Here is a 13919-nt window from a genome sequence, read left to right as displayed (position 1 = left end):
GCCAGCGTTCGTCCTGAGCCAGGATCAAACTCTCCGAAGAATGTTTGATATAGCTCTTAAAAAGTTTAAAACTTGTTTTATTTTCTCAGAGAGAAAATATCTGGCGTCTTGTTTCGTTCAGTTTTCAAAGAACAATGTGTCAGAAGCGACTTTATTAGAATAACATTTCTACATCTAATTGTCAACAACTTTTTTATCTTATTTTCGTCTGCGTTTCAGCGACAAGATTTATAATAACAACTTTGACACACAAAGTCAACAGTAATTCTGCCTTTTCTTTTTAAAGTCGTTAAAACAAAAAAAGAGCTGTGAGTTAAGCTCTTTAAAAATAATTATTATACTTCTATAATATCCAATATTGTATGGCGGCTAGTGCAGCCGTTCCTGGTATACCTAAAAATCCCGCTATTGTAGCAGTGGCTGGATTAATCGGCACATGAAGTCCAATATTTGTTCCCGCTGCATTTAAGAAAAATAAGAACAAGGCTCCAATAACCAGTTTGATAAAGGCTTGTCCAATCCAGCGCAGTGGTTTGAGAGGAGTCCCCATTAATAATAGAAGGACGATTAAACATCCGATCACAGCGACAAATGCAATTGGTTCCATAAAAAACACCTCCCTGATATATGCTTGTATAGATAGCATATGCAGGAGAGGCTTTTTGAAGAACCCTGTTCTTGGTTCATTACCGTTTGAGTTTTACCTGTCTTTTTTTCGCTTCTTTAAATAAGTAGAAATATTTAGCTTCAGCGATTTTGGTACTGCAGATAATATCATGGGACGGATCCACACTTTTTTCTAACAGGGCTTTTTGGTTTAGCCAAGTTCGTTTTAATTCTTCAAGCTGATCGATAAGACGTTGGTCATATTCTTTACGCAGCCATCCTTTTCGCCGAAAGAACACAGTCTGACCTCCCATTTATTAATCACTATACCTCTCTTCGGCCTTCAATTGCCTTAGAGAGAGTTACTTCATCAGCATATTCCAGGTCTCCGCCGACAGGGAGTCCGTGGGCAATACGTGTAACCCGAATACCCGACGGTTTAAGCAGCCTGGAAATGTACATGGCCGTCGCTTCCCCTTCAATATTCGGATTGGTTGCTAAGATAACCTCTTTAATCGTTTCATCCTGCAGCCGTTTAAGTAAATCAGGAATGTTAATATCTTCAGGGCCAATTCCGTCCATCGGAGAAATACTGCCATGCAGCACGTGATACAATCCTGTATATTCTTTCATTTTTTCCATGGCAATTACGTCTTTTGGGTCTTGAACAACACATACAATACTGCGGTCTCTTCGCTGGTCATCGCAAATATAGCACGGATCCTGGTCTGTAATATGGCCGCAGACGGAGCAGTAGCTTAGATTCCTTTTGGCATTTACTAACGCCTTAGCAAAGTCGAGTACGGTATCTTCCTTCATATTTAGAACAAAAAAAGCCAGCCGGGCCGCAGTTTTTGGTCCAATGCCCGGCAGCTTCATAAAACTGTCTATCAGTTTAGATATCGGTTCAGGGTAATGCATACATCAGCCTCCTAGAACATTCCAGGAAGATTTAATCCTTTTGTGAATTGCCCCATTGTTGAATTAGCAAGCTGATCTGCCTTTTTAAGAGCGTCATTTGTTGCAGCTAATACTAAATCTTGAAGCATTTCAATATCATCGGGATCTACAACTTCTGGTTTTATATTTACTTCTACAATTTCTTTATGACCAGTTACAACAACAGTAACCATTCCTCCGCCAGCTGTACCTTCGATCTTTTCTTCGCCCAGGTTTGCTTGAGCTTCTTCCATTTTCTTTTGCATTTTTTGCATCTGCTTCATCATATTTTGCATATTTCCGTTTCCACGCATCATATTAACAGCCTCCAGTTAATCTTTAATTTCTAATAATTCATCGCCAACTAGCTTTCTAGCTTCAGCTATAAAGGGATCTTCCTCCTGCTTAGATTCAGTCATATCATTCGATTGTGTAGACAGGAATTCTTCGCGGATCTTCCCCCACTGATCTTCAGGCACTCCAATCACCGCGAGACGTTTCCCAATCGTTTGCTGAATGATACTTCCTAGTGCATCTAAAAAACGGGAATTCTCCATAGCCATCTGGCAGTGGATGTCGTATTTAAATTTTACCACAAAAGCGTCTGCAGAGGCAGCTACTGGTTCTGCATCATTTAACAGCGCAACTGAAGATTTCATCTGCTGTTTCACCAGCATCTCGAGCATCTGTCCCCATTGTCCTTTGACAGCATGTAAATCCTGCTTGGTTGCTTCTTTTAATACTGTATTGATTTTACCGACTGGTGCCTTGAATTGCTTTTTTGCCGTTCTTTGGGGTTTTGGCTGTGAAGCTGTCTTTGCTTCTGCCGAAATCGCAATGCCTTTTTCTTTAAGCTCCTGAACCTGGGATTCCAGTGAAGTTATTTTTTGTATTAATTCCTGGTAATATCCATCTCCACGCGGGCTGCTTTCCTGATTGCAGAGCTTAACCAGCGCAACCTCTATGAAAACCCGTGGATGGTTCGTCCACTTTATTTCCTGCTGGGTATTATTAAAGCTTTCAATCATGCTGTATAAATCTTCCGGCGGCAGAGCTTCAGCAAGACCCTTAAAGTCTTCATCTATCCATACCCGCTCCAGCGCCTCTGTGAGCCCAGGTGCTGTTTTATAGAGCAGCATGTCCCTGAAGTAAAAAATCATATCCTCAAGGAAGCGCGATGGATCTTTTCCTAGAGATAGAAGTCTTTCAAGAATATCCAGTGCTTTGGCTACGTCTTTCTCATGGATCGCTTTTGCAATCTTCGTAAGGAACGACTGGGATACAGCTCCGGTAACCGTCAGGGCATCTTCTTCTGTAACTTCACCTTCACTGAACGAAATAGCCTGATCAAGTAGGCTCAGGGCGTCACGCATCCCGCCCTCGGCCGCTCTGGCAATGATATTCATCGCCTGTCCGCTGCACTCGACACCTGTTTCGGACGTAATCTGTTCCATTCTCCCCACTATATCCTTTGAACCTATACGTTTGAAATCAAAACGTTGGCATCTCGAAATAATCGTTAGGGGAATTTTATGCGGCTCTGTAGTAGCTAAGATGAAGATAACATGTCTAGGTGGCTCCTCGAGTGTCTTTAACAGAGCGTTGAAGGCCCCGATCGAGAGCATATGGACCTCATCCACGATGTATACTTTAAACTTAACTGCATTAGGAGCGTATTTCACTTTATCTCTAATATCTCTTATTTCTTCTACTCCATTATTTGAAGCAGCATCTATTTCAATAACATCCGGTATAGACCCGTCCGTTATACCCTTACATGAAGGACATTCGTTACAAGGTTCAACAGCTGGTCCCTTCTCGCAATTTACCGCTTTTGCAAGAATTTTGGCTGCACTTGTTTTTCCGGTTCCCCGGGGTCCTGAAAACAAATAAGCATGGGAGATTTTTTGCTGAACGAGGGCATTCTGCAAGGTTTTGGTTACATGTCCCTGGCCTACAACATCAAGAAACGACTGCGGCCTCCAAACTCTATATAATGCTTGATATCCCACGTTAAACTCCCCTTTTCACATCTTTATATTTATTATAACGTATTATTTTTCCCTTTTTCAAAAACCTCTAAAGAAATTTACCCTGTAATTTAAAACTATAGCAAAAAACTCACCCCATTATTTTATTGGGATGAGTTTTAATGGTATGTAATCATACCGTGCACCTTTTGTTGATTAACTATCACAAGCGTTACTCAAGCAGTTAGCTCGGTCCAGGCGACCCTGCGGCACATGAGAGATTCCACTTAATGCTGCTTCCTTCCGGACCTGACATGGTTCATGGATTCTCATTGCGCAGGACCCAAACGTCAACACCACTTACTTAAGGCAGACCCTGCAATATATTAACCGTGAAAAGGAATTCAGCCTCGCTGGAGCGGATTGCGAGTACAGGGCACCGCTACCTCCCCGCCTAGCACGGTAATTACAAGTATACTTACTTTTTGTCCAAAAATCAATGTTTAACGGCTGTTAATTTCTGTATGTTCCGCCGGCTGCAGCTGCTTCCTCATTTGTTTCTCTTTCTTTTTCTTTTCTCTTAATGATTTAAAAAACGCTGTCAGAAGCTCTCCGCATTCATCAGCTAACACTCCGGAGGTGACCTCACTTTGATGATTGAACCTTTGGTCCTCGAGAAGGTTCATAAATGTACCAGCACAGCCCGCTTTAGGGTCACTGGCTCCATATACGACTCTTTTAACTCTGGACAAAATAATGGCGCCGGCACACATAGGGCAGGGTTCCAGCGTGACATAAAGGACCGTATCTTCCAGCCGCCATGTTCCAAGCTTTTTACATGCTTTATCGATTGCCATTAACTCCGCGTGAGCGACAGCACTTTGTAAATCTTCCCTTAAATTGAAGGCTGAGGATATAACTTCTCCATTCAGTACAAGCACAGCCCCGATTGGCACCTCGCCAATCGCTTCGGCTTTTCTCGCTTCTTCAATAGCCACTTTCATGAATTTTTGATCTTCTGTCATAATGCCTCCTTCTATAATAAAGGCGTTCTATAGTTCATAACGGCAGTATACATTATATCCGGAAACGAGATTATTTTTAGTCCACTATATTGAACATCGTTAAAAGCGGCGGTGTATACATAAACTATACAAAATCGCTCCGCTGAAAGCCAGAACCTCTTCAATTCCAAAAATAAACTTCTCCTTTATACCTTCCTCTGTGTTAAAATATCTCTTGTTGTGTGTTTTTACATATTTAGACATAATTCTTGTCTAAATCATATATGGAGGGGATACGTTTCATGAATAACACACCATTTATTACGGTTGAAGGTCCTATTGGTGTGGGTAAAACATCTCTAGCAAAGATCATTTCCGATCATTTCAGCTTCGGTCTATTAAAAGAAATCGTTGACGAAAATCCTTTTTTGGGAAAATTCTACGAGAATATAGATGAGTGGAGCTTTCAAACTGAAATGTTTTTCCTGTGTAATCGATATAAACAGCTTGAGGATATTCAGGAAAATTATTTAAGCCGTGACAAGGCAGTCGTTGCGGATTACCATATTTTTAAAAACCTCATTTTTGCCCAGCGTTCTTTAAAAACAAACCAATACGATAAGTATTTGGATATCTATAAAATTCTAACAGCAGATATGCCCGTACCAAACATGATCATTTATCTCAACGCCAGCCTTGACACATTGCTGGCAAGGATAGATAAACGTGGCAGAGATATAGAAAAAAACATCAGTCCTCTTTATTTAAAACAGCTGTCCCTGGACTATAATCACTTTATGAGCGAATTTGAAAACCTGCATCCAGAAATCCCGGTATTGCGTTTCAATGGGGATGAACTGGATTTTGTAAATAATAAAGAAGATCTGGATTATATCCTTTCCCAAATTGAGAAAGAGCTTCAAAAAGGAGTTTATAAGCATGAACCTACGAAAAAAATATGAGATCCCGAATGATACGGTGATTACGATTGCAGGTACAGTCGGTGTTGGTAAGTCAACGATGACCAACGCTCTTGCAAACGCTCTTGATTTCCGTACATCCTTTGAAAAAGTAGACACAAATCCCTATTTAGATAAATTTTATAATGACTTTGAGCGCTGGAGCTTCCACTTGCAGATTTATTTCCTTGCAGAACGTTTTAAAGAACAAAAAAGGATATTTGAGTATGGCGGCGGATTTGTTCAAGACCGCTCCATTTATGAAGATACAGGCATTTTTGCAAAAATGCATTATGAAAAAGGAACAATGAACAAGGTGGATTACGAAACCTATACAAGCCTTTTTGAGGCAATGGTGCTTACACCTTATTTCCCTCATCCAGACTTATTGATATACATTGAAGGATCATTGGATGATATTCTGGAACGTATTCAAGTGCGCGGACGGCCTATGGAACAGCAGACACCAATAGAATACTGGAAAGAAATGCATGCCCGTTATGAAGAGTGGATTAATCATTTTAATGCATGCCCTGTTCTTCGCTTAAATATTAATGATTATGACTTAATAAACAATGAGGAATCCATCGAACCTATCGTAGAAAGAATAGCCTCCTTCCTCCATCAGACAAGAAAGCTCCGATTAAAAGTATAAAAAAATGACGCTGCCTGAATAAGGATGCAGCGTCATTTTTTATTTTATTTGCACGGCTGTACCAAACTTAACAACGCTTTTTTTATAATAAAAAATCCGCTACTCAAAATGAGTAGCGGATTTAAAACATCTCCAATGTTTATGCGCTGTGGTTTAAAGTTAAATAATGGAGGAGGTAGAGGGATTCGAACCCCCGCGGGCTTTTACACCCCTGTCGGTTTTCAAGACCGATCCCTTCAGCCGGACTTGGGTATACCTCCGAGCTAATATTAACAACAAATAATATATTATATTGATCCAGCAAAAAAGTCAAGCAAATATTTTATTCTTGGCTATGTTAGAATTCATGATGATTTTAGGAATATCGATAGCGAGTTCCTCTTGATGCAATCAATAGACAATTTAACAGAGCTATATAAAAAGGCAGCTCTGCGTTAGAGCTGCCTCCTGCAAACTTATGGTTTAATTACTTCTTTATTGCCCATATATGGCCTCAGCACTTCAGGGATGACTACACTGCCATCTGCCTGCTGATAATTTTCCAGGATTGCAGCGATTGTACGTCCAATGGCCAAGCCGGATCCATTTAATGTATGAACATGCTCTGGCTTGCCTTTAGCTTCACGGCGGAAACGGATATTAGCGCGTCTAGCCTGGAAGCTTTCAAAATTACTGCAAGAAGAAATTTCCCGGTAAGTTTCATAGCTTGGAAGCCATACTTCTATATCGTATTTCTTAGCTGCTGTAAATCCTAAGTCTGCTGTACACATACTTAGAACTCGATAAGGGAGGCCAAGCAGCTGCAGAACTTTTTCGGCATGACCTGTAAGCTTTTCAAGCTCGTCGTATGAATCCTCAGGCTTAACAAATTTAACCAGTTCAACCTTGTTAAACTGATGCTGACGGATTAGCCCGCGGGTATCCCGGCCGGCTGATCCTGCTTCAGAACGGAAGCATGCACTATATGCAGCATAGCTCATCGGAAGGGTTTCTCCATCTAATATTTCATCACGATGCATATTCGTAACCGGCACCTCTGCAGTCGGAATTAAGAAGTAGTCTTCACTTTCAATCCGGAAGGCATCTTCTTCGAATTTAGGAAGCTGCCCAGTACCTGTCATGCTTGCCCGGTTTACGATATATGGAGGAAGAATTTCTTCATACCCATGCTCTTCTACATGAAGATCAAGCATGAAGCTGGCAAGTGCCCGCTCTAATCTGGCTCCAAGCCCTTTATAGAATACAAAACGGCTGCCAGTGACTTTTCCAGCACGTTCAAAATCAATTATATTTAACTCGTCTGCCAGATCCCAGTGCGGCTTTGCTTCGAAATCGAATTGTGGAACATTGCCCCACGTACGGATTTCTACATTGTCATCTTCAGAATCTCCTACTGGCACGCTTTCATGAGGGATGTTCGGAATGGACAAAAGCAGTTTATCCAGTACAGATTCGACTTCACGAAGCTCCGTATCCAATGCTTTAATCTTGTCACCGACCTCACGCATTTCTGCGATTAACTCATCCGCATCTTTCTTTTCACGCTTTAAAACAGCAACCTGCTGAGACACTTCATTTCTTTTGCTTTTCAATTCCTCTGTTTCCACAATCAAGGCTCTGCGTCTTTGATCCAATTCCTCAAACTCGCCAAAGTCATTTAAATCCTCGCCTCTAAATTTGAGCTTCTCTTTAACTTCATTTAAATTAGCCCGTAAAAATTTTATATCCAGCATGATAAAATCCTCCTGATCCTTTTATAGATTCGACGGCAAATAAAAAAACTCCCATCCCCAAAAAAGGGACGAGAGTTACCCGCGCTGCCACCCTAGTTGAAAGCCCTGCAGCTTTCCACCTCAATTAGATAACGGCTTTAATGCCGAAAGTAATTACTAGCCAATGATCCAGCCAAAAAAGGCTGTATTGGGGTTCCATACTTTGCTCCAGGATGGATTCACAAGCACCGCCGTCGGTTTACACCAGCCACCGACTCTCTATAGAACGATTAATCCTGTTACTTATTCCTGTCATCGCTTTTTCACGAATCTTTGATTATTAGATAATTTACTACAATTTTATACTACACGCAATACTTTTATACAAATATATTAAGAAAAGCATAAAGCGGTGCCTTTCCTTGCAAACAAATTAATAAACGCATGATAAACAAACGTGTAGTACTTACTAAAATTAAATGAAAGGCAGAGACCCGAAAAGCATAAGACAGGCAGGCCGTGAGAAGCGGTTTTCTTCTCATGGACTGACAGGCTTATGTCTCGAGGGTCTCAGCTTGGAGCTGGACATACAGAAAAGCGGAGAACGGTGCCTTCTAAAGAGAGAATTTTAAAGGATGAATGTTTAACTGACTATTTTAAAAAACTTATTAATTGAAGGCAGCCATCCGAGTAGCATAAGACGAACAGGCCGTGAGAAGTGTTTTCCTTCTCATGGACTGATTGGCTTATGACGGGAGGATGGCAGTTCGCAGCTGGACATATAGAAAAACGGAGAACGGTGCCTCTTCAAAGAACTGATATAAATTAAGGATCCCTATTCAGTTTAATTATGTATTCCACTGCCATTTGAACTTACGAATGCCGCCAGGCTGCAGCATAGCTGGGGGAATGGTGGTCCATTTTTTATCATAAAACCAATATTTATTGCGGATGAACCCCATTCTTGTTACTTTTTTTGCAATTTGCCTCCCTAACACTGGAAAAAAGGCTTTTTGGAAGAGGTTTTTATTAAATGTGAAGGAAGTAGAACCATACAAAAGGGTTTATGCTTACCTTCTATGGGGATATGCTTATGTTTTGAAGGTTTATGCTTAAGTTTCTTGGTTTTATGCTTATGTTATCTATGTTTATGATTATCTCGCTTCTTCCTATGCTTAAGTTTGTGCCTTTATGCTTACCCAGCTGCCTTTATGCTTTTCTTTTACCGAATATGCTGATCGACGAGCCGGAATCCTCACTCTGTATTTATGGCATTGCTTCGATTAATTTCGGGCTGTCCTCTTGCTGTAAAGCAGATTATCACGCCAAGCCAGGACCGACTACGCGTATATAAGGACAAAAAAGGGCCGCCGAGACGTTCTCGACAGCCCTGGGCAGTCCTAAGACTGCTTTTTTATATAACTCAGAAAAGCCCTTTTATAGCAGAAGCAGCATTGCTCCAAACGTTTCCAAAGAAACTGCCGACGCCTCTCATGGAGAGAACGAACCAATTCGCTTTTTCAACACTTTCTGCAGCTATCACTTCTACTCTATTTTGTGAATGATCCAATAAGAAACCAAAGTCCTGGCCGTCTTTCGGTTTCACAGTTATGTACCCTACTGTTTCACCTTTCTTGACAGGGGCGGTTAATTCGCCATTTTCATTTAATTTCTTTTTATCTAACACTAGAGCCGGCTGATAATTTTTCTTTTCGCCATTTCTAATCACCATTTTCACAGGTGCTTTCGTTACAATCTTAACACTATCTTCTTTCCCTTTATCAACGGAGAGTGTTTTTTTGCCTTTAACTTGATATTTAGCAGGAAGAAGCTGTTCCTCTTTGAAGTTGTTGAATCCATAGTCTAATATTTTTTTAGTTTCAGTAAAACGTGAATCCTTTGAATCAGCTTTCATAATGACAGAAATAAAACGCTGTCCATCTCTCTCTGCAGTAGCAGTGAAGCAATAACCCGCAAAGTCAGTTGATCCTGTCTTTAACCCGTCAACCCCATCATACTCATAGTTTAAGCCTGGAAGCATCCAGTTAAAGTTAGGGTAGATTTCGCCATCACGAAACTTTAGTTTAGGGATTTTTGAATACTCTATCGATTCAGGGAAGTCGTTGATTAAATGGAATGCTAGAGTTGCAATGTCACGGGCTGACATAATATTCTCGTCCGTTTCATTTCCAGCCGGATGATTGCCCATAAGATCTGAGTTGTTTAATCCACTGGCATTTACAAATTTAGCATGCTTTAATCCAAGTTCCTTAGCTTTTTTGTTTGCGAAGTTAATGTAATTTTTTTCACTACCTGCCAGAAGTTCAGCAAGTGCAACTGTTGCAGCATTCCCGGAAAAAATCGCCATCGCTTCATATAATTCTTTTACTGTATAGTCTTCGCCTTCAGTTAATCCAATATTGGATAGACCAGGAGCCTTAGATAGCTCGTGGACGTAATGGTTGATTTTTACCTTTTGGTCCCACGAAAGTTTTTTGTCCTTAATCGCTTCTAGCACACTGTACTCTGCCATCATTTTTGACATGCTGGCAACACCTAATACAGCGTCCGCATTCTTTTCATAGACAATCTTCCCAGTTTTTGAATCAAGAAGTATCGCAGCCTCTGCTTTTAACCCAAGTGTATCTTCAGCATGAGCGGAACTTGCTTGAAAAGAAAATTGCGATGCAATCAGAGCAACCATCAAGGTCAAAATCAGTGTAATCTGGCTGACTTTTTTCAAGTTTCTTTACCTCCAGCTTTTCAAATAAATGAATCTATTTTTTTCACTTTTTCTAGTTTATCATAAAAAAAAATAAAAAAATAGACAGAGGATTACACTCTGTCTTGTTTGTATATATTACCAATTTCCGAGTAGTGAAAAAGGCTCAGAATTTTGAATAATTTGGTGCTTCTTTTGTAATTTGAATGTCATGAGGATGACTTTCGTGCAGGCCTGCACCTGTCATCCGGATAAATTGAGCATTTTCTCTTAGTTCCATTAAATCCTTTGTTCCACAGTATCCCATACCGGAGCGAAGTCCGCCGATCAATTGATACAATGTGTCAGACAATGGTCCTTTATAAGGAAGACGGCCTTCAATGCCTTCTGGGACAAATTTTTTATTATCTTCCTGGAAGTATCGGTCTTTAGAACCTTTTTCCATAGCAGCTACAGACCCCATGCCGCGATATACTTTAAACCGGCGTCCCTGATAAATCTCAGTTTCCCCTGGGCTTTCAGATACCCCTGCCAGCAAACTTCCCAGCATGACAGCATGTCCTCCAGCAGCAAGTGCTTTTACAATATCCCCGGAGTATTTAATGCCTCCATCTGCAATGATGGCCTTTCCGAGTTTACGTGCTTCAGTAGCACAGTCATACACAGCTGTAATCTGCGGTACACCAACACCTGCAACAACCCGCGTTGTACAAATAGATCCTGGCCCTATGCCGACTTTGACTATATCTGCACCCGCTTCAATTAAAGCGCGTGTAGCTTCAGCTGTAGCCACATTACCAGCAATAATGTTTAAATCAGGATATTGCTGTCTAATTTGCCTTACCGTATCCTGTACTCCCTGTGAGTGGCCATGTGCGGTGTCTATTACAATAACATCCACATTGGCCTGTACAAGTTTCTCAACACGCTTCATCGTATCTTTCGTTACCCCGACAGCTGCACCTGCTAAGAGACGGCCCTTAGCGTCTTTTGCTGAATTAGGGAACTCAATAACTTTTTCAATATCTTTTATCGTGATTAAGCCTTTTAAAACACCCTCGTCATCAACGAGCGGAAGCTTTTCAATTTTGTATCTTTGCAATATTTTTTCTGCCTGTTCCAAATTGGTTCCGACTGGAGCTGTAACTAAATTTTCTTTAGTCATTACATCGGAAATCTTAATTGAGTAATCCTGGATAAATCGAAGATCTCGGTTAGTAAGGATACCTACTAACTTTAACTCGTCATTATTATTTACGATAGGTACACCTGAGATACGATATTTTCCCATTAAATGCTCTGCATCAAACACCTGATGATCAGGAGTCAGGAAAAATGGATCAGATATAACTCCGCTTTCAGAACGTTTTACTTTATCCACCTGTTCAGCCTGTTGTTCAATCGACATGTTCTTATGGATTATGCCAAGGCCGCCTTGGCGCGCCATTGAGATCGCCATTTCCGCTTCTGTAACGGTATCCATTCCCGCACTTATAATTGGAATATTGATTTTCAGCGTTTCAGTTAAAGCCGTTTGAATGTTAACATCCTTTGGCAATACATCTGATTTCGCAGGCACTAATAGTACATCATCAAAAGTTAAACCTTCTTTAACGAACTTCGATTCCCACATCTTATTCCCTCCAGGCTTTAAAAAATATTATTAGTAGGTTATCAATTGGACAAAATACTGTCAAGAAAGAATAGAAATGTTCGATTTTTCAAATAACTTGGAGGTTTTTTCCTTGGTGCATAACCAATCCCCCTGGCATGACTTTATCGTATACTTTTCTGCTTCCTATTCCCAGTCATTTCTTCGAAAATGCTATGAAGCAAAAGAGTTCCCGAACAGCGATGCGAAATGCTACGACAACTGCTATCCCTTTATTTATTATATAGAACATGCTCAAAACTATTATGAACAGGCCAAGATTGCACCACTAACAATAAAACCAAATCTGCTTTTTTATGGATACGGGCAGCTGATTAAAGCTTGCCTTTTAACTGTTGACTGTTCCTACCCTGAATCCACCTCTGTTTTAGCACATGGTGTTTCCGCCAGAAAAAGGAAAAAGCAGCAATACGAGTTTTTATACGATGAAATCAAAATACAAAAAAATGGACTACTCACCCACTTTGCCGAAAAAATGTTTCACATGGAACATTTAGAAGGAGAAAAACTAGTAATGAAGGAGTTGTTGCAGGGAGTACCAGAATTAAATTCTTTATTTTTATCTTATTTCAACATGAACAACTACTTCCCTTTGGAAAAAGGGAAAGATACCTATTTTCTAACAGCAGAAATCCTTGACCACTATCACATGCCAGTTGAACGCTTTACGGAATACCTCACAAAAAAGACGGCGATGTCTTTTACTCTGGATGAATCTGCTGAAAAACTGGCACTAACTTTTGATGGCAGTGCACGCTTCTCCAACCAGGGTGTGTTTCGGATAAATAACGACACTTCTAACATTGAAATCTCAGTTAACAAAGAATCAAAATGCTTCATACTGCCAGAAATTCTGATTCACTATTTGCTGCTATACAACCTTAGCATGATTGCCCGTTATGAAACGGAATGGTGGCTGGACCTGTTGAAAACCACACCGAATTCTGACTTTGCTTTTATCAAGAGCTTCCTGCATATCACAGAAAGCAAAGGACCTCAGCTCATTAAAAATTGGATTAATGAGACACATCCGTATATGTAGAGGGGGAATTGGATAGTTGGGCTCAGCAGGAGCGTTAAGGGGCTCTATAAGGGGAAAAAGAAACTGCTGCCTGGAATTGCTCAAGCTGGTAAAAACTTGGTCCGGGATAGATATTAACATATAGGAACGGTACTATATAGCTCATGAAACATGTGGGATGGTCTTATTATCCTTAGAAGCCTCTTTTCTTCTGAAGGGAGAGTCGTATGCCATAGCGCTTGAGCTTAACTTCGGTGTTCGTATTTTTTAACGAGGCCGGCGGAACTCTCTGTCAGCTTATCTCACTCCGGTCCTCATGTACAAAGTACATTCTATTTGTATTTGTTCTTAACCTTTGATTTAAAAGCACAAAAAAAAGACCAGCTATCACAGCTGATCTTCGTTCTGCCTGGCAGCGTCCTACTCTCACAGGGGGAAGAGTCCGCGGGCTGCCATCGGCGCTGAAGAGCTTAACTTCCGTGTTCGGGTTCTGAAAGGGTGATGGCCGGCGGATTTCTTCCTCAGCTGCTCTCACTCTGGTCCTCATGTGCAAAGTACATTCTATTTGTATTTGTTCTTAACCTTTAATTTGAAAGCACAAAAAAAGACCAGCTATCACAGCTGATCTTCGTTCTGCCTGGCAGCGTCCTACTCTCACA

Annotated in this window: 12 protein-coding genes, 1 tRNA gene, 1 other RNA gene and 1 other annotated feature; of the genes, 3 read left to right on the top strand and 11 right to left on the bottom strand. The window is 40.8% G+C overall.

Going from position 1 to position 13919, the window contains the following annotated elements:
• Positions 1-343 precede the first annotated feature (343 nt).
• The 7 genes from CUU66_RS22620 to tadA form a co-directional block, all read right to left on the bottom strand.
• Positions 344-607 carry a pro-sigmaK processing inhibitor BofA family protein gene (locus CUU66_RS22620; RefSeq protein WP_101645664.1) on the bottom strand — a complete coding sequence of 88 codons (264 nt, stop codon included), beginning with the start codon at positions 605-607 and terminating at the stop codon, positions 344-346.
• Positions 608-686: 79 nt separating this feature from the next.
• On the bottom strand, positions 687-905 hold the full coding sequence (locus CUU66_RS22615; protein ID WP_101645663.1) for a YaaL family protein: 219 nt from the start codon (positions 903-905) through the stop codon (positions 687-689).
• A gap of 25 nt (positions 906-930) precedes the next feature.
• The gene (recR, locus tag CUU66_RS22610) at positions 931-1527 is read right to left on the bottom strand and encodes a recombination mediator RecR (protein WP_101645662.1); all 597 of its coding nucleotides are present in this window, start codon (positions 1525-1527) and stop codon (positions 931-933) included.
• A gap of 11 nt (positions 1528-1538) precedes the next feature.
• Positions 1539-1862, bottom strand: a complete 324-nt coding sequence (locus tag CUU66_RS22605; protein WP_180955400.1) for a YbaB/EbfC family nucleoid-associated protein — start codon at positions 1860-1862, stop codon at positions 1539-1541.
• Positions 1863-1877: 15 nt separating this feature from the next.
• Entirely contained in the window at positions 1878-3557 is a 1680-nt protein-coding gene (dnaX, locus tag CUU66_RS22600) for a DNA polymerase III subunit gamma/tau (RefSeq protein WP_101645661.1), read from the bottom strand.
• A gap of 156 nt (positions 3558-3713) precedes the next feature.
• Positions 3714-3978: signal recognition particle sRNA large type (ffs, locus tag CUU66_RS22595), an RNA gene on the bottom strand.
• Positions 3979-4018: 40 nt separating this feature from the next.
• Positions 4019-4540, bottom strand: a complete 522-nt coding sequence (gene tadA, locus CUU66_RS22590) for a tRNA adenosine(34) deaminase TadA (RefSeq protein WP_101645660.1) — start codon at positions 4538-4540, stop codon at positions 4019-4021.
• A 281-nt stretch (positions 4541-4821) separates the two neighbouring features.
• Here tadA and CUU66_RS22585 point away from each other — a divergent pair, with 281 nt between their 5' ends.
• Together CUU66_RS22585 and CUU66_RS22580 are read left to right on the top strand one after the other, a co-directional pair.
• Positions 4822-5481: a deoxynucleoside kinase gene (locus CUU66_RS22585; protein WP_101645659.1), complete on the top strand. Its 660-nt coding sequence runs from the start codon at positions 4822-4824 to the stop codon at positions 5479-5481.
• The gene (locus CUU66_RS22580; protein WP_101645658.1) at positions 5459-6133 is read left to right on the top strand and encodes a deoxynucleoside kinase; all 675 of its coding nucleotides are present in this window, start codon (positions 5459-5461) and stop codon (positions 6131-6133) included. Before CUU66_RS22585 ends, CUU66_RS22580 begins: the two co-directional genes overlap by 23 nt.
• 167 nt (positions 6134-6300) lie before the next feature.
• On the opposite strand, the gene CUU66_RS22575 is transcribed toward CUU66_RS22580, so the two are convergent.
• The 4 genes from CUU66_RS22575 to guaB all read right to left on the bottom strand — a co-directional run bounded on the left by CUU66_RS22575 (position 6301) and on the right by guaB (position 12200).
• Positions 6301-6393 (bottom strand) — tRNA-Ser (locus CUU66_RS22575).
• Between the two features lie 195 nt (positions 6394-6588).
• Positions 6589-7866, bottom strand: coding sequence for a serine--tRNA ligase (gene serS / locus CUU66_RS22570; protein WP_101645657.1), 1278 nt, complete (start codon positions 7864-7866; stop codon positions 6589-6591).
• Between the two features lie 61 nt (positions 7867-7927).
• Positions 7928-8170 (bottom strand) — a binding site (T-box leader).
• 1098 nt (positions 8171-9268) lie between these two features.
• Complete coding sequence (locus CUU66_RS22560) at positions 9269-10588, bottom strand: serine hydrolase (RefSeq protein WP_101645655.1); 1320 nt, start codon at positions 10586-10588, stop codon at positions 9269-9271.
• Positions 10589-10733: 145 nt separating this feature from the next.
• Entirely contained in the window at positions 10734-12200 is a 1467-nt protein-coding gene (gene guaB, locus CUU66_RS22555; RefSeq protein WP_101645654.1) for an IMP dehydrogenase, read from the bottom strand.
• Between the two features lie 115 nt (positions 12201-12315).
• On the opposite strand from guaB, the gene CUU66_RS22550 reads away from it, so the two are divergent.
• Positions 12316-13281: a YaaC family protein gene (locus tag CUU66_RS22550; protein ID WP_257968111.1), complete on the top strand. Its 966-nt coding sequence runs from the start codon at positions 12316-12318 to the stop codon at positions 13279-13281.
• The last annotated feature ends 638 nt before the right edge of the window (positions 13282-13919 follow it).

The sequence above is a fragment of the Peribacillus deserti genome, from assembly GCF_002863585.1.
Classification (GTDB): Bacteria; Bacillota; Bacilli; order Bacillales; family DSM-1321; genus Paraperibacillus; species Paraperibacillus deserti_A.
This window is presented reverse-complemented; position numbering and strand designations above follow the sequence as displayed.